16 protein-coding genes are annotated in these 16,716 nt (G+C 52.3%); 8 read left to right on the top strand and 8 right to left on the bottom strand.

Features of this window, described 5'->3' with window-relative positions; all coding sequences use genetic code 11:
• Positions 1–159: 159 nt before the first annotated feature.
• From FOA19_RS22445 to FOA19_RS22425, 5 genes are all read right to left on the bottom strand, one after another.
• Positions 160–1,368 (bottom strand): c-type cytochrome, encoded by a 1,209-nt coding sequence (locus FOA19_RS22445; protein ID WP_149093067.1) that lies wholly within the window; start codon positions 1,366–1,368, stop codon positions 160–162.
• A complete protein-coding gene (locus FOA19_RS22440) occupies positions 1,365–1,559 on the bottom strand; it encodes a hypothetical protein (protein ID WP_149093066.1) in 195 nt (64 codons plus the stop codon). Before FOA19_RS22440 ends, FOA19_RS22445 begins: the two co-directional genes overlap by 4 nt.
• A 63-nt stretch (positions 1,560–1,622) precedes the next feature.
• Positions 1,623–3,809 carry a cytochrome-c oxidase, cbb3-type subunit I gene (gene ccoN, locus FOA19_RS22435; protein WP_149093065.1) on the bottom strand — a complete coding sequence of 729 codons (2,187 nt, stop codon included), beginning with the start codon at positions 3,807–3,809 and terminating at the stop codon, positions 1,623–1,625.
• The gene (ccoS, locus tag FOA19_RS22430; RefSeq protein WP_149093064.1) at positions 3,799–4,005 is read right to left on the bottom strand and encodes a cbb3-type cytochrome oxidase assembly protein CcoS; all 207 of its coding nucleotides are present in this window, start codon (positions 4,003–4,005) and stop codon (positions 3,799–3,801) included. Before ccoS ends, ccoN begins: the two co-directional genes overlap by 11 nt.
• Before the next feature lie 302 nt (positions 4,006–4,307).
• A complete protein-coding gene (locus tag FOA19_RS22425; protein ID WP_149093063.1) occupies positions 4,308–5,222 on the bottom strand; it encodes an AlbA family DNA-binding domain-containing protein in 915 nt (304 codons plus the stop codon).
• 294 nt (positions 5,223–5,516) lie between these two features.
• On the opposite strand from FOA19_RS22425, the gene FOA19_RS22420 reads away from it, so the two are divergent.
• Positions 5,517–5,939 (top strand): DUF5655 domain-containing protein, encoded by a 423-nt coding sequence (locus FOA19_RS22420; RefSeq protein WP_149093062.1) that lies wholly within the window; start codon positions 5,517–5,519, stop codon positions 5,937–5,939.
• A gap of 83 nt (positions 5,940–6,022) precedes the next feature.
• Here the strand turns inward: FOA19_RS22420 and FOA19_RS22415 are convergent, their stop codons facing one another.
• Positions 6,023–8,473 carry a heavy metal translocating P-type ATPase gene (locus FOA19_RS22415; protein ID WP_149093061.1) on the bottom strand — a complete coding sequence of 817 codons (2,451 nt, stop codon included), beginning with the start codon at positions 8,471–8,473 and terminating at the stop codon, positions 6,023–6,025.
• Between the two features lie 172 nt (positions 8,474–8,645).
• Here FOA19_RS22415 and FOA19_RS22410 point away from each other — a divergent pair, with 172 nt between their 5' ends.
• The 4 genes from FOA19_RS22410 to FOA19_RS22395 all read left to right on the top strand — a co-directional run bounded on the left by FOA19_RS22410 (position 8,646) and on the right by FOA19_RS22395 (position 10,725).
• Positions 8,646–9,119, top strand: a complete 474-nt coding sequence (locus tag FOA19_RS22410; RefSeq protein ID WP_190300518.1) for a hypothetical protein — start codon at positions 8,646–8,648, stop codon at positions 9,117–9,119.
• A 12-nt stretch (positions 9,120–9,131) separates the two neighbouring features.
• The gene (locus tag FOA19_RS22405) at positions 9,132–9,458 is read left to right on the top strand and encodes a cupin domain-containing protein (protein ID WP_149093060.1); all 327 of its coding nucleotides are present in this window, start codon (positions 9,132–9,134) and stop codon (positions 9,456–9,458) included.
• Between the two features lie 160 nt (positions 9,459–9,618).
• Complete coding sequence (locus tag FOA19_RS22400; protein WP_149093059.1) at positions 9,619–10,434, top strand: DUF6544 family protein; 816 nt, start codon at positions 9,619–9,621, stop codon at positions 10,432–10,434.
• Between the two features lie 111 nt (positions 10,435–10,545).
• A complete protein-coding gene (locus FOA19_RS22395; protein ID WP_149093058.1) occupies positions 10,546–10,725 on the top strand; it encodes a hypothetical protein in 180 nt (59 codons plus the stop codon).
• 401 nt (positions 10,726–11,126) lie between these two features.
• Here the strand turns inward: FOA19_RS22395 and FOA19_RS22390 are convergent, their stop codons facing one another.
• Positions 11,127–11,336 carry a heme-binding protein gene (locus FOA19_RS22390; RefSeq protein ID WP_223809021.1) on the bottom strand — a complete coding sequence of 70 codons (210 nt, stop codon included), beginning with the start codon at positions 11,334–11,336 and terminating at the stop codon, positions 11,127–11,129.
• Positions 11,337–11,569: 233 nt separating this feature from the next.
• Here FOA19_RS22390 and FOA19_RS22385 point away from each other — a divergent pair, with 233 nt between their 5' ends.
• On the top strand, positions 11,570–11,956 hold the full coding sequence (locus FOA19_RS22385) for a response regulator (protein ID WP_190300517.1): 387 nt from the start codon (positions 11,570–11,572) through the stop codon (positions 11,954–11,956).
• 706 nt (positions 11,957–12,662) lie between these two features.
• Here the strand turns inward: FOA19_RS22385 and FOA19_RS22380 are convergent.
• On the bottom strand, positions 12,663–12,986 hold the full coding sequence (locus FOA19_RS22380) for a hypothetical protein (RefSeq protein ID WP_149093055.1): 324 nt from the start codon (positions 12,984–12,986) through the stop codon (positions 12,663–12,665).
• Positions 12,987–13,334: 348 nt separating this feature from the next.
• On the opposite strand from FOA19_RS22380, the gene FOA19_RS22375 reads away from it, so the two are divergent.
• Positions 13,335–13,736, top strand: a complete 402-nt coding sequence (locus tag FOA19_RS22375; protein WP_149093054.1) for a hypothetical protein — start codon at positions 13,335–13,337, stop codon at positions 13,734–13,736.
• Positions 13,737–15,027: 1,291 nt separating this feature from the next.
• Positions 15,028–16,515 carry a T9SS type A sorting domain-containing protein gene (locus FOA19_RS22370; RefSeq protein WP_149093053.1) on the top strand — a complete coding sequence of 496 codons (1,488 nt, stop codon included), beginning with the start codon at positions 15,028–15,030 and terminating at the stop codon, positions 16,513–16,515.
• Positions 16,516–16,716 lie beyond the last annotated feature (201 nt).

The raw sequence follows: 16,716 nt of genomic DNA, 5'->3' as shown, positions 1-16,716 counted from the left end.
ATCCAAAAATTTGGCTGTCCGAACACACTACCAGTCTGGCATCAACATACCACCCACACACAACAACCCAAAAAAACAAATCCTTTTTAAACCGCAAAAGCCTCTACCAAAATGGCAGAGGCTCCGCTGAAACTAAGCTAATAAAGGGTGTAATGTACTTTACTTCTTAGGCACGTATTTCTCACCTTGCGGGGCTTTAGCGTTGGCGGGTTTGCTGCCCTGGATGCTGAGGATGTAGCTGGACACTTCCAGGATTTGGTCATCGCTGAGCTTTTTCTGCCAGGCCACCATGCCTTTGCTGGTTACGCCGTATTTGATGGTTTTGTAGATGTCGTTCACGTCTCCGCCGTGGAGCCAGAACTCATCCGTTAGGTTAGGACCAACCACCCCTTGGCCTTCCTGACCGTGACAGGCGGCACAGTTCTGGATGAAGGCGGCTTTCCCGGCTTCCAGTTTAGGAGCTTCGGTGAGCGGTTTGAAGTTGGTGACTTCGTTCACGTTGCCTTCGCTGTTGCCGGCGGGGTTCAGGAGAGAAGCTTGTTGCACCTCGGCCTGGTACTCGGCGATTTGGAGGTTCCCGCTTTGGAACACGTGGTAGTGCAGCAGGTAAGCCACGCCAAACACGATGGTCGCGTAGAACATGTACTTCCACCAAGGCGGCAGGTCGTTGTCAAACTCAAAGATACCGTCATAGGTGTGGTCTTCCATGAGAATGTCTTTGTGTTTGCCCGTGATGGTAGAGGTGTCTCCGCGTAACAAGGCTACAAAGCGGGCCATTGGTGTGTTCCGCAGGGCAGGCTTGTCATACAGGTGGCTCAGCAAGGGCAGCGCCTGAATGAACGTAGCCACCAAGGCTCCAAATACCATAAGTACCAAGGCACCAATGAGTACTACCAACACCTGCGTGGTAGGCGGCAAAGCTTTAAATCGGAAACTGGTCTGGGGCGGGTCGGCGCCTTCTCCCTTGCCCGGGTCAGTGGGACCTACTTCCGGAGTTTTGGCTTCGGTGGGCTTGTCGCTTTCTTCTTTGACATAGGCAATCACGTCTTTGATGTCGCCGTCTGAGAGCGTGCCTTCAAAGCTGGTCATCTGCACTTTCCCGAACTTCTTAAACACTTCCACGGCTTGTTTATCGCCGGTGGCGATGACTTTGGTGGAGTTCTTCACGAAGTCAGCGATCCATTTCTCATCGCGGCGTTTGTGCACGTCTTTGAGGGCGGGGCCCACCACTTGCTCCTGCACGGCGTGGCAGGCAGCGCAGTTGGCGTCAAAAACGGCTTTGCCTTTCACGGCGTCCTGCGCGGCGGCAGGGTTGGCAATTCCGGCCAGTAACAGCGCGGATGCCAGGTAGGGTATCAATCGTTTCATGACCGTAGGTCTAGTGGGTGGTCAAATCCGTTTTCGTTTTGCAGCGGCATGGCTTTCATGCTCTGGATGTGCTCTTTCTTCACAACCACCACGTAGGCAATCAACCCCAGGAAGAAGGCGAAGAAAATGACGAAAGAGATAATGGGATAGATCTCGATGCCGTCTATGGATTGTAAAACGCTTTTATACATGGTCGTATCTTTTGTGCCTTCCTCCGGCCCTTCCCTATACCTGGAAAGGACCAGAAGCAGGACTTATTTTTCTTCTTTCACTTTAATGTCGGTGCCCAGGCGTTGCAGGTAGGCAATGAGGGCTACAATCTCTTTCTCAGGTTTCACCTCAATGTTCTCTTTCCTGAGTTCGGCGGTGATTTCGCGGGCCTGGCGCAGGAGGTCTTCGTTGGCTCTTTCGGCGTAGCCGGGGGCATACGGAGTTCCTAAGCTGGCCAAAGTCTCAATCTTCGCTTTGGTGTCTGAGGTGTCCAGGTCTTTCTCCAGCAACCAGGGGTACGCCGGCATGATAGAACCCGGAGACATGGAGGTGGGGTCCAGCATGTGGTGGTAGTGCCAGCTGTGCGGGTACTTCCCTCCTACCCGGTGCAAATCAGGACCGGTACGTTTAGAGCCCCACAGGAACGGACGGTCATACACAAACTCTCCTGCCTTTGAGTACTCGCCGTAGCGCTCGGTCTCAGAGCGGAACGGTCGCACCATCTGAGAGTGACAGTTCACGCAGCCTTCTTTGATGTAGACATCGCGGCCCTGCAACTCAAGGGAGGTGTATGGTTTCACGCTGGCAATGGTAGGCACGTTAGATTCTATCAGGAATGTTGGAATCATCTCAACCAAACCACCAATCAGGATGGCCACGGTAGCAAACACGGCCATTTGTACCGGACGGCGCTCAATCAATCTGTGCCAGTGCCCACCACTGTGCGGGGTCTCGCCTTTGATCACCACGGCAGGCATCAGGGGAGCGGCCTGGGCTTCTTCGTTGGCTAAAAGGTTTCCGGTTTTCACGGTTTTGATGACGTTGTAGATCATCAGGAACACGCCGCTCAGGTACAGCAATCCGCCAATACCGCGCAGGTAGTACATAGGTACAATTTGCAGCACGGTCTCCAGGAAGTTAGGGTACTGGAGCAAGCCTTCGTTGTTGAACTGTTTCCACATTAAGCCTTGGGTGAACCCGGCCCAGTACATAGGTACGGCGTAGAACAGGATGCCCAGCGTGCCTAACCAGAAGTGCCAGTTGGCCAGTTTATTGGAGTACAGTTTGGTTCTGAAGATGCGCGGCAACAACCAGTACAGGATACCGAAGGTCAGGAAGCCGTTCCAGCCCAGGGCGCCTACGTGTACGTGGGCCACTATCCAGTCTGTGTAGTGGGCAATAGCGTTCACGTTTTTCAGGGACATGAGTGGCCCTTCAAAGGTGGCCATGCCGTAAGCCGTGATCGCGACTACCATGAATTTCAACACTGGCTCTTCGCGCACTTTGTCCCAAGCACCGCGCAGGGTTAAAAGACCATTGATCATCCCGCCCCAGCTAGGTGCCAGCAGCATCACAGAGAACACAACGCCCAAAGACTGCGCCCAATCTGGCAAGGCAGTGTACAGCAAGTGGTGAGGTCCGGCCCAGATGTAGATGAAGATCAAAGACCAGAAGTGAATGATAGACAAGCGATAAGAGTACACGGGGCGGTTCGCAGCCTTGGGCAGGAAGTAGTACATCATGCCCAGGTACGGCGTGGTCAGGAAGAACGCGACTGCGTTGTGGCCATACCACCACTGCACCAGCGCATCCTGCACCCCGGCGTAACCAGAGTAGCTTTTCATAAACGTCACCGGAATCTCATAAGAGTTCACAATGTGCAGCACGGCTACGGTCAAAAATGTGGCGATGTAGAACCAGATACCCACATACATGTGGCGCTCGCGGCGTTTGATGATGGTCCCGAACATGTTCCAGCCGAACACCACCCACACCACCGTAATGGCGATGTCAAAAGGCCACTCCAGCTCGGCGTACTCTTTAGAAGTAGTGTAGCCCAACGGAAGCGTGATGACCGCAGAGACAATGATCAGTTGCCAGGCCCAGAAGTGAATCTTGCTGAGCTTGTCTGAGTACATGCGGGCCTTGCACAAACGCTGCAGAGAGTAGTACACGCCCATGAAAATACCGTTGCCCACAAACGCGAAGATCACGGCATTGGTGTGCAAAGGCCGTACCCGCCCGAAGGTGGTGTACTCGGTGCCCATGTTAAGCTCGGGGCGCGCCAACTGGAACGCGATGATCACCCCGATGAGCATTCCGGCTACGCCCCAGAACAGGGTAGCATAGGCGAAATCGCGGACAATCTTGTTGTCATAATAGAATGTTTCAACGGTCCGGACGCGTTCTTTGAGCGCTTCGCCCGGAGCTTTTAGAACCTCAGCTAACATGTGCGGTGTCCTCCATAGATTTAGTAGAAATAGAAGTAATAGGCTGCTTTTTAGTTAATTCATTGTCAAAGAGAATGCGCACAGAGGGCGTGTAGTCGTCCTCGTACTGACCGGACCGCACCGCCCACAGGAAAGCCCCCAGGAACAGGATGGCCACCAGTAGACTGATGCAGATTAAAAGGAAAATGATGTTCATGGTACTGCCGGTTTTCTCTCCTGAAACAGGCGGCAGCGGTAGAGAAGTGAGTTTGTCCGCTTCGGCGCTTACCTAGCCCTTTCAGTTGTTACAAAGGTCAGGTAAAGGTTGCGCTGAAAAGATGACGTGCGTCAGTTTAGGCGGTGATTGATGTCAGACGGGTGGTTGGATAGGTTAAATTTGAAAAGGCACGAAAGTTACTTCCGTGCCTTTTCAAATATATTTAAATACAAATAAGAGTAAATACAAGAACTAAATTATTATTTAAAACAAAAATTTATTCAACTACATAGTTAATTTCACTAATTTAACTTAAGGTTTCTCAATTTAAAATAATCTTCTTTAGTAGAATATGAGTCATATATTTTAACCTTAAAAACAGCATTATTCATAAAATATTCAAAATAATTTAGATTTACCGAAATAGAGTACCTAAGCAATGCAACTTCTTCATCAGGAAAGATTGGAGCAGTATTATAACCTGAAACTATTGCTTTACTATTTTCAGATATCCTGTAAGAAGTATTTGAGTTTTTATCAAGATGTATAACAATATTGGCATGATCAACATCAAACATCTCTACTTCAACTTTGCAATTCTTTTCAAGCGATTTACCTATATTTTTAACATGAATTGAGAATTCTCTCTTCATCATTGCTATTTGATTCTCATTTTCTATTCCTACATGCTTTATCCTAATAATGCTAAATTCCATTTCAGACAAAGATTCTCTCCTATATAATAGCCGAACTTCGTATTCTTCCATTGGAACAGATTTAAAATTATATCTTCTATAGTATTTATTATCTACACTCATGTGGGGTGCATCTGTACTAATTGGAATCTTAACTAGATACACTGTTTTAGATAAATCTCCATCTTGCCTTATAGGAAAAATCTTTATACCAGAAATCCTCTGGTGAATATTTCCATCTATTACATTTTCAAGCCATTCTTTCGTAATTATTTTTCCGTCTACAAAAGAAAAACTTACTGGTTTATGATTTTCTTCTTCGATACCATATATAATAATTCCTCCATTGGAATTAGCAAAAGCACTTATATCTTTGGCAATCTCGGTCTTCTTTTGATCTGTTTTATCTAAAGACCTAGATGATTTATAATCTAAATTTAAATTTTCTTCTACTTCGTTCTTTATTAATTCTTCCAAATCACTCCAAGAATAGCTTCCTTTATTGTAAAACACATCATCCATACTGATTCATTTAATTTGTATTCAATCTAATTGAAAGACAATTTAAAATATTTTTTAATTAAGTATACTCTATATAGCGAAAGTTACTTCCATGCTAGTGAGTATATTTTGAACACTTAGTTTTTGAGCCATTTTTTCACAAACCAGCATAAAACACTTCTATAAGATTAAGCCTCAACACCGTGTTCAACCCTTCATGCAATTCAGCTTTCCACTGATGTTCTGTTATCCTTTTTGGGGAATAGTTGATTTCGACCTATTTTCCTGAGATTAAGCCCAAAACGCCAACCGCCCATGTGGACCTGCCCCACCTGCACCCAATCTTTCCTAAGAAACAATCAGACCCACTCCTGCTTGGAGAAAACCGAGGCTGATTTCCTGAGCGGCAGATCTGAGAAGACCGTATCCTTGTACCATCATTTTCTGGAACAGTACCGTACCATTGGGGATTTCAGGATTCACCCATCCAAGTCTATGCTCTCATTGGCCAAGAACACCCGCTTCTGCATGATTTACAAACTGGGTAGAAACTTCATAGACATTTACATTCCGCTGAATAAGGTTTATACTGATACGCTGTGCTTCCATAAAATTGGCCATATTGGCGAAAAGCTAACCAACCATTGGTTAAGGCTTTATGAGCCTGAAGACATCAATGAGGAAGTGCTACACTACATGCGGCTGGCGTATGAGTTGGATGCGGAGAAGGGAAAGTAAGCCGCACCACCTTGTTTAAACAAAAAAAACATTTAGGGTCTGTTTTCCCAAAAACAGACCCTAAACGCTTCAAAACAAATCGCTTATTTCTCCCCTTTAGCCTGTAACAAACCCATCCGAAGAGCCACCCACCTCACGCCCAGCACAGAGCAGAGAATTACGCTCAGGGAGCTGATGGGCATGAGAATAGCCGATACCACGGGGGTGAACTGTCCGCTTACTGCCATAGAAAGCCCGATGATGTTGTAAAAGAAAGACACCATGAACGAGCCCAGAATGACGTTGAGGCTGCGGCGGGAGAACCGCAGGTACAGAGCCAGGTTGGTAAAGGAACCCGCATCCAGAATGGCATCGCAGCCGGGCGAGAAACCGTTCACCGAGTTGGTCACCGAGATACCCGCGTCACTCATCTGCAAGGCTCCGGCATCGTTCAGCCCATCGCCCACCATGATCACCTTGTGGCCTTCCTGCTTCAGTTGCTGAATGTAGGCCAGTTTATCGGCGGGCGATTGGTGGAACCGCAGGGTAGTCTCCGTCCCGAAAATGCGCTGCAGGTTTTCCCGCTCCGCATCGTTGTCGCCCGACAGCACAGCCAACTTCTTGCCCTGGCGTTGTAGTTCCTGTACCAGTTGCGGCAATCCCTCGCGGTAGTGATTGGAGAACGTGAAGACGCCGCTCCGCTCCTCCCCTAGCTGCACGTACACCCGGGTGGCCAACCCAACAGATTCGGTGGGTAACTGTTTGCCGCCCGCAAAACTGCGAGAACCTACTTTTACCAGCACTCCGGCCACCACGCCTTGCACGCCTTCGCCGGAAATCTCCTGGTACTGCGTTACGGGTTGCACCGGGGCCGTCAGGAACTGGTACAAGCCCTGGCTCAAAGGGTGCGTGGAATGCTGCAATACCGAGCGTAAAAGGCTTTCTTCCTCGGCGCTCAGGGGATCTCCCGCATAGGCGATATCGGTTTGGGTACTCTCGGTTAAGGTGCCGGTTTTATCAAAGACCAGGGTATCTGCTTTGGCTAGCGTTTCGGCTACATCGCCGTTTTTGAGGTAGAATTTCTGTTTGCCAAAAATGCGAAGGGCATTGGACAAAGTGAACGGCGCGCTCAAAGACAGGGCACACGGGCAGGCAATCACCAGCACCGAGGTAAAGGCTTTGATGGCCATATCGGTATCGCGCGGCACCCAGTACACCAAAGCGCCCAAAGCAATGCACAAGGTCACCGTTATGAAGTAACCACCCACCTTATCGGCGTAGGTGCCTACGCCAAAGTAACTTTTCTCTTTCTTGAACACATCGTTGTTCCAGAGCTGCGTGAGGTAACTCTGAGATACGTCTTTGATCACCTCCAGCTCAATGCTTTCGCCCACCTGGCGGCCACCCGCGTAAATGATCTCACCGGCTACTTTGGGCACCGGCGCCGATTCACCAGACACAAAGCTGTAGTCAATAAACGCCGAGCCGCGGAGCAGAATGGCATCGGCGGGCACCAGCTCCTGGTTCCGGATGCGGATGCGCTTGCCAGGGGTTAGTTCTTTTACCGCCATTACGTTTTCGGCCCCTTTTTCTAAAACTGTTACTGAAATAGGAAAATAGGCTTTGTAGTCGCGGTCGAAGGCCAGGGCGTCATAGGTTGTTTTCTGCACGTATTTACCAATCAGCATGAAAAATACCAGGCCGGTGAAAGAGTCCAAGTAGCCGGGCCCGCTTTGCAGGAAGATGTCGTACAAACTCACGCTAAACAACGAGGCCAATCCCAAACTGATGGGCGTATCCAGGTTGATGTGCCGCTGCTTCAAAGACTGCCATGCCGATTCAAAGAAGCCCCGCGCACTATACAGCAACACCGGCAACGACAGCACAATGCTGACCCACCCAAAGAAAGCCCCAAACTGATGCTTCACCTCCTCGCCAAACGCGAAGTACTCCGGGAAGCTCAACAGCATGGTATTCCCGAAACAGAAGCCCGCCAGCCCCAGCTTCAGATTCACCCCGATGTCTCGCTTCTGCTTCTTCCCAGACAAGCTGGACAGGTTCAGGGTGGGTCCGTAGCCAATCTTATACAGCAGCGTGACCAAGTTGCTGAGCTTAGTTTTCTGCGGATGATAGGAAATAGAGACTTCTTTGCGCGGGAAATTCACCCGTGACTCCACCACGCCCTGGTCCAGCTTGAACAGGTTCTCCAAAAGCCAGATGCAGGAACTGCAGTGCATGTTGGGGATATGGAACAGCACTTTGCTTAAGGTGTCGCTCTGGAAAGTGAGCAGTTGGTTTAAGGTGGCGGGTTCATCCAGGTACACGAACTGGTTTACCTGCACGTCCTCGGTGCTGACCGTTACGCCTGGTTTTTCGCCTTCTTCCAGGTTATAGTAGGTGCACAGGTTGTTGGCGTACAGCAGTTCATACACCGCCTGGCAACCCGAACAGCAGAAAGCCTTTTCATCGGTATAGATGGGTTCATTGGTGCACTCGTCACCGCAGTGGTAACAGTGTTCTTTTTCTTCAACAAGGATGGTGGCAGATTCCCTCATGGCCTTACAGTACTTTTCTCACTTACAAAAGTACTGGGGCGGTTTTGCGGGAAGGATGACGGTGGTCATACCAGAACATGATGCATCTCATTGAAGCTCCCGCCCGCGAAACAGACATTTGCATCATTCCTGCCGCATCTAAAGCGGTTTGTTTCCCTTAAAGATTCAGCTTATGCGATCTTCTTTTTTAACCCAGGTCATTCTTTTTTCTCTACTCTTATGGGCGGGTATGGTGTTGGGCATCTCCTTTCTGGAAGCCCCGGTAAAATTCACTGCCCCGCAGGTCACGCTCGCCATTGGGTTGGGAATTGGCCGGTTGGTCTTCGGGTTTCTGAACAAGTTTGAATTGGTGTTCTGCAGCGTGGTACTGATCGGGCTATTTTACAACCAGGCTTCTTTCAAGATTGTCTTCCCTGCGCTCCTGCTGGCTTTGGTGATGGCCTTGCAAACTTTGTGGCTCTTACCGGCCCTGGATGCCAGAGCGCTGCAGATCATTGCGGGCCAAGTGCCCACTCCCTCTAACCTGCACCATGTCTATGTGGGCCTGGAGGTCTTCAAACTTGGCATGTTACTGGGCACGGCCTCAGCGGTTTTCCGGCAGCGTACCGTTACTGATTCTTATCAAACCACCGCCGTTCACTCCTAAACCTTTAAACCCATGGCACACCCAACCCAAGCTCCTGAAGGAGTACAGTTAGAGAACTTGGCGAATAAACTGGAGTATCAGACTTCCAAATTCGCTCATCAGATTTTGCTAGACCAGGAACATCATAAAACGCATCTGTTCGCCTTCGCCAAAGGTCAGGAACTGAAGACCCACACCACACCAACTGCGGCCCTGCTCATCATGCTGGAGGGTACCTGCTCTTTCCACATCCACGGCACCTCCCAATTGCTCCAGCCTGGCGCTATCATCATGATTCCGGCTACTGTACCGCACTCACTCAACGCCGAAACTGATTTCAAGATGGTTTTGGTAAAGTAGCTTTTTGCTGCCAGAGAGAAGTTAGCCGGTTAGAATCTCATGATGGTCCATGTCTCTTTGGACAAAGGTTTAAAAGATAATCAGCCGTTAAAATCGGGCGTATCCAATCCACTAATATTGACCCTACGATGCTTACGATCTAACAATTTAAGTATTGAACATGAAACGGACTGTATCTATTCTAGTATCGCTTATCGCTGCCTTTTCACTAGTCAAAGCATGGGCTGCCTATCAATTAAAAAGCGAAGTAAAACGGCTGTTTGCTGGCTCAGAAACAACCACTGGAAAATACTTTTCCCATGCGCAGCTAGTGGGCTTACCTGCGCCTGTACAGCGGTATTTTAAACATGTACTAAAAGAAGGTCAGCCTTATATCAATCATGTACGATTACGGCACGTTGGGCAATTCAAAACCGATTTAAAGAAAGGTTGGGTTGACATTAAAGGGGAACAGTATTTTACCGCTCCTACCCCCGGGTTCATCTGGATAGGCACTACCGCTTTCTTCACCGCCCGAGACATGTTTCTGAATGGGCAGGGAAGCCTGAAAGTAAAACTGTTCTCGCTCCTTCAAGTTGCTGAGGGCACCGGTCCTACCTATGATGAGGGGGAATTACTACGGTGGTTAGGTGAAAGCGCCTGGTTTCCTACCAACTTGTTACCTACCAAAAACCTAAGTTGGTCGCATATCGATGAAAACACAGCACGCCTACGCTTTACCTATAACCAACTCACGGTTACCTATAATGTCAGCTTCAATGCTCTTGGTGAAATAACTGTAATGGAAACTAAGCGCTACATGGGAGAAAAATCCCTGGAAACGTGGGTTGGCAGATTCAGCGACTACCAAGAGATATATGGAGTGGTTGTTCCCACTAAAGCCGAAGGCATCTGGCGCCTGCCTTCCGGTGACCATAGCTATGCAAAATTTCAGGTGAAGGTAATGGAGTACAATAAGCCTGAATTATTTAGGTAATGAAAACAGTTACAAGCGAATACTTAGGTAGCTCCCTGATATTGGAGTTGCTACCTTTAACTGGAGGGTTCAAGCAGGGCAGTTTTGATTAAACTGTTAACTTGAGAGCATATGAACAAACGTGTATTCGATACATCCTTCATGCAGATGGCCGTGGAGCTCTCCTTTGCGAGGGGTTCTGTAAAGGAGGTGGCCGATGAGCTGGGGATAGACGCCAGCAGGCTCAGCAAGCGGCGCAACAGGGCCTACTCTCCTGCGCCCCCGACTGCAGAATTGACAGAGGACCAGTGAGAGAGCAAGCGGCTGCAAAAGGAACTAAGGGAGGCGCAGCCTGGAGCGCGATATCCTAACAAAAGGCCACCAGCATCTTCTTCAGGGGAGACTGGCGGTATACGGATTCATAAAGGAGCACCGGAACTGGTTCCCCGTCGAGAGGATGGTTCAGGTATTGAAGGTAAACGTGAGAGGGTTCTATATCTTGCACATCACCACAGGCTCGCAGGTGTTGGTGTACAAGGTTGTGAAAATAAATTAACTATACTGTCCTTGTTTGCTTTACATAAAAACGGTTATAAGCTTAATGTTTAGGTTTAAGCTTAACATAAGGGGCTTTATGTGCCGTAGGCCACATACATAAAGCCCCCAAGCAGAAGGGCCTTGATGGGGGAGGGGCGTAGAGAGGTTTCCCCGTGCTATGCAAGGGCCCTTACCCCGGCCTCCGCCACCGCATGGTCATTCTCCACCGTGCTTCCCGACACCCTGATAGCCCCGATGACCTCACCGTTACCCCCGATGATCGGGAGCCCGTCCATGCGGGCGAAGGACGTCAGGTTGGCCCCGGCGTCCACCACGGCGATGTTCATTCTCATGTTCGGCTCCTCGTTCCAATCCGGGAAACACACCCCCGCCCCTCGAAGACAAGCCCTCGGTTCCTCCCCCTGGATAAATCATTCTCGTTCCGGTGTTCAAACCTGCCCGGGGTACGTATAGGCTAGGGGATGTTCTGATCACTGGACTCTACCCCACCGGAGCGCACGGCGAACCCGTGGACGCCCACCTTCCAACCCCACCGTTGCGAGCGGCGACTTCAAAAGCATTGGCAGGGTGCCATTGTAGTGACTTAACGCTGATGCTGATGGAATCGACCAAGAAAGTGCTGCTCGTGGATGACGACGGGGTTTACCTCTTCCTTCTGAAGAGACTGTTGAAGAAACACGACTCCGTGGGCGAGGTCGTCTCCGCCGGGGACGGCGCGGAGGCGCTGGCGATGCTGCGGACGGACGCTGCCAGGGGCACGCTCCCCCAGGTGATCATCACCGACATCCAGATGCCCCGCATGGACGGGGTGGCCTTCGCCAAGGAGCTGGCCCGGCTCGGGCTGGTGGACTACCGCCGGACCAAGGTCATCCTGAACAGCGGGAAGGTCAGCTACGCAAGCACGGACTGGTCCGTTGAGGTCCCCTCAGTCTCCTTTTTCCCCAAGCCGCTCACCTATGAGGACCTGGCGGGTATCTTGGGTTGATTGCCCATGCGTCACCCGTCAGATTCCCAGTAGGTGTCGCCAACCCGCAGCGGGGTCTCCCGGGTGGAGTGGCTGTGCCGCCGGCCCCTGGCCCCCAGGTCCGGCCCGGGGATACAGTCCGCAAAAGGAAACCGCACACCTTTTGGGGCATGCGGCCATTCTAATTCCCTCAGAGCGCGAGCGGGTAAGGGGTTGACATACAATCATGAAAACGGGAATCTAGTACTTGGCCATACCCCTGGGCGCGCGCCAGGTTTCACGCGTGGCCGATATGCCGTGTTTTCACCTGAGAATTAGGTATTTATCGGGATGGTGCGGTTGTTTTGCCAAGTGTAGTTCCACGTCGTGAAACCCTCCGAGCAGAACCTGCTCAGGGCGTACATGGAGGCCTCGCAGAAAGAGCCGGAGCCTTCCGCCTTGCCATCACCCCACGTAACATAGTAATGGCCTGCCTTTCTTGGGACCTGCTTCTCTGGCCCAATCCCTAGGGCGTTCTAACGGGTATGGGGTGGGTACGGCAAGCATGAGGTATTCTTTGGTCCGAACGTACAGTACTCTGCCGACCAGGCTTCAGCCTGGGCCCGGGATTCCGTAGAACCCGCCCCGTTTTCAGTGCTTCCCTGCCAGCAGGCCAACCGGTCTCTTTCGGTGGGCGTGGGATTGCCCAGAGGAAACCCGACGCGCCGGTGAGGGTATCGGGCATGCCTTACCGGTGCCTGTCTCCCATGCTCTCCAGGAACGAATCCACCCCGGTTTGCGCCGTCTCCAGGGCTTCCCCGGGCCTGAGGTTGGTGGCGAGTATCGCCGCTTCCAGGAGGGTTACCTGGGCGGTGATCAGGCCCTCGTGGCTCCTCATGAAGTTCTCCAACTGGCCCAATTCACCCTGCGCTTCCTTGATAAGGCTTCCGATCTTCAGGCAGAGTTCTCTCCGCGGGTCGGGTAGCGCCTCTCTGAGCGCCAGCAAGGCCAGCCTGCGGCTCACGTCTCCTAGCCGTGCCAGGCGCATCTCGGTGCGGTCTCTTCGGTCCATATCCTTTTTACGGGTGAGGCGGCGGAAACGGAGGCTATGGGAGAAACTAAAGCGGGTAGGTGGAAGACCGGGGAATCTGGGAAGTTCCCTGGGCTGTGATCCCTTTTGCCGGGCAGGCATCCCCATGGTTTTGGCCCCGCCATAGCCAGCCGGAGCCACACGCAAGCTTCCGTGGGTTCCTGGTGTCCCACATTAGCCATGGCAACCCTTGTATTTTACGCTCAGTATTTATAACTTAGGGATAGTATTTGTACTCCCGCCTGCGGATCAACCAGATCCTCTGCCTGCCTGTACCAGCAGCAGCTGTCCCCACTCGGAAGCCTTACTCCACAGTAAAACCAGAAAAGGATGGAAGCAATGGAGCGCGCCGGCAGAAGGTCCGGCCTCCCTTTTGCGTTATTGGCGCTGGCCGCCATCGTAGGCATGGGGACCCTGGCCTGGCTGGCCCGCTCAGGCGCGGGCAGCTCCCGCTACGCGGTTCCCGCATTGGTTCTGCTGCTACTCCTGTACATGGCTATGAGCCTCCTGGAACTACTGCCCAAACCCGGGGGTAAGGGCCCCGAGCCCGCGCTGGCATCGTCTCGAATTGAGTCAGAGGAACGGGATGGGCACCCTGCCCTGGAAAACGCCTCTGGAAGGAGGTACTCCCTTGAACGCATCCAGGGCATGGGGCAAAAAAGAAGCCCTACCCAGGGAAGGGGTACGGCTGTGGGAGGGCTGATCCGTTTCCCCCAGAGCGCAAGCGGATAGGGGCACTCCCTGTGACCCGAAAAACGATGGGTGGCATATATCTCCGGGGACAGGGTACTTACCCCTTACTATTCGGTATAGGTTCCAACGTGAACCAAGGTGCCCGGGAGAGAAGGACCCTGCGGGCCGCCAGCTGACAAGGAAGGTGGCCCACAGGGTTCATGTATCGTGAGATACATACTGAAGCCGACGGTTGACAGACTTTTAAACCATCGGCTCCGCAAAATAAGGGATATATGGCAAAAGCCAGAATCATAGGACGAAAAAAAGAATGCGTCTCCTTGGCGTGACCGTAAATAACAGGGTGAGTGGCGCTTCCCCGGGCGCAGCTTATGACGGCGCAAGCACCGGGTCCTTTTTACGCGCACCGCTGGACTGCCCAATGGCGAAATCCATTTAGGAGGGAACGCTTAGCCGCCTAGGCAAACCAACGCATTCCCATAAGGCTAAACTCCATACCATCCCAATAAAAAAGACACCTAACGGGTGCCCTTTTTACTTAGGAAACCTACCTGCTGTATGGTAGGACATTCCACTTAAACAAAAATCTAATGGTAAATTAAGATAATTATTTCCAAGGAAGGTACAAGCTAAACATCGGATATTTTAGCACAGGTCGGGGAATACCTTGGTTGGATACCCAAGGTATCCCTGATGGAACAATATGTCAGGCACGGTATGGCCTGGGCAGTGGGGCAACCTTGACCATGGGAAGGATGGCTCCCGTACATAAACGGCGGGAGAGGTTTCCCTCAGGCCTCCGAGTTCGCAAAGGCAAGCCTATGGGCGGAGAAAGCAGGCCAAAGCATGATCGGACTCATGGGTTCCATGTGAAGGAAATAACATGTAGTTTATGTGTCAGTTGTGAATCGGAGATAGGGCTGGTTTATTTAACATAAAGTTTAATAGATTATTGTTGCTTTACCTATATTTTTTATTAAATTCATCCTACAATCCTGTACAGGTAAACATGGAGGTCTGTTGCCCACCAATAATCAGGGCGTGATTCGATCCGACCTTGCCGTTTGTCTGCTGCGACCTCCTGCTTCAGGTTCGCTCCTGTCCCGCTTTGCGCCCACCTATGAAGGAACCCACAGTTCTTTCTTTTCCCGCCTTAGGTCTTAACCGATAAGGCATCCTTCTTTTTCTCAGGCCCAAACTCTAGCAGGTGGTTCCCCGAAGGAACCATCCGGTGCATTCCTGTGCCTGAACAAAACGAGTCGCTGCCCTCCGGTTGAGTTAATTGGCTGCTATCACCTCAGTTCTATCCAACATTCATTCCGTTATCATCATGAAAAATCTGTTCTTTTCCGTCCCTTTGGTTTCCGCCGCCGCAGAGGATGGTGGCGCCAAATCGTCAATATCTCCGCTCAGGTTCTGGCGGGTCGCCTTCTTATTCGCGGTCCTCTTGCTCATGGCCGGCACATCCTTTGCCCAAGTGCAACTGCCTTCCGCCAGCAGGTGTACCTCCAAGGATCTGGAGCTGGTGAGGGCCCGGTTGCTGGTGGATGAATGCCAATCCTGCGAGCCGGGTGAGCTGATAACCGCCCCGCTGGAGCTCTCCATCTATAACAAGACGAGTTCCCTCCGCAGGGCCTTCTCCTTTTGGGGGAACCTCGTCATCAAGAACAGCTCCGGCCAGGTGACCTACAACGCCGAGGTGACCGGTTGCGACGGTCCCATTGCTAAAAACGATACTTCGAGCCTGCCTTTTGACGTGGTCCTGGTCAGGGAAATCGTAAATTCCCCCGCCTCCAACTCCGGTTTGACCGGTACGGAGATCACCTATGAGTGCGGCTCCACCATAGAGCTGACCAACCTGTTCCTGGCCTGGACGGATGCCTCTCCGAACAGTACCTGCGCCACCGTCAACTCCGCGCTCATCGCCCCTAAATGCGGTACCCTGCCCGCCATCGCCGTTGCCACCGGCCTGACCGCCAGCTCCGTGGCGACCAACGTGACGTGCTTCGGGGATGCCGACGGGGCGGTCAACGCCACCGTTGCCGGCGGCACGCCCCCTTATACGTTCTCCTGGGAAGCAACCGGCGGGGGCATGATCCCTGCGGGGCAGGGGGATAACGAAGACCTGACCGGCCTTGTCCCCGGGACCTACACCCTGACCGTCACCGACGCGGCCGGCTGCGAGTCCACGACCTCCGAGACGATCACCCAGCCGGACGAAGTCATCCGGCCTGCCGTGACGGTGGTGGAGCCGTCCCTCTGCGGGCCTTCCACCGGCACGGTGACGGTGACCGCCCCGGTAGGCTCCCAATACGAGTACAGCAAGAACGGGGGGGCGACCTGGCAACCCAGCCCCATCTTCCCTGGCCTAGCCGCCGGGGCGGGCTTCAGCATCACGGTAAGGAGGGTTGGCACCACCTGCGTGTCGGAGGCGACGGACTGCGATAACTATGATGAGGCAGTCACCGCTGCCCCAGCCATAAGGTCCGCCGCCGCACCGTCCACCTCCAACCTTGCCCTCACCAAGAAAGCCGTCGCCAGGGAAGCCGTCGCAAGGGATACCAAGTTGGCGGCCTACCCGATCCCCTTCAGCGACAGGGCCACCGTCCAGTTCAAGTCTACGAGGGGCGAGGACTACGCCATCAACCTCTACGACCTGAAGGGGAACCTGGTGCGGCAGCTCAAGGCTGGAAGGGCAAAGGCGAACGAGGTGATCCGGGTCGAGGTGGACGGCAGGGGCATGGCCGAGGGCATGTACCTGGCCCGCAAGGTCAGCAAAGCCGGGGTGAGTTCCGTGAAACTGCTCAAAAGGGAGTGAGCGGACTCAAAGCCAGTGAATACCCCGTAACCTGAGAACAGGGTGCCGTAAGCAAACAATGGGTTTGCCGGCACCCTGTTTCATTGATTAGGGTACGGTAGGGTGCTTAGCCCCCCCGTGCCAAACCGCTGCCCAAGGCGTATCTGGCATTTGGTAGGATTTAAAGGGAAGAGGGCTTACCATCGGGGCAGAGACTCCAAC

This window comes from Rufibacter hautae (assembly GCF_008271695.1).
GTDB lineage: Bacteria > Bacteroidota > Bacteroidia > Cytophagales > Hymenobacteraceae > Nibribacter > Nibribacter hautae.
This window is presented reverse-complemented; position numbering and strand designations above follow the sequence as displayed.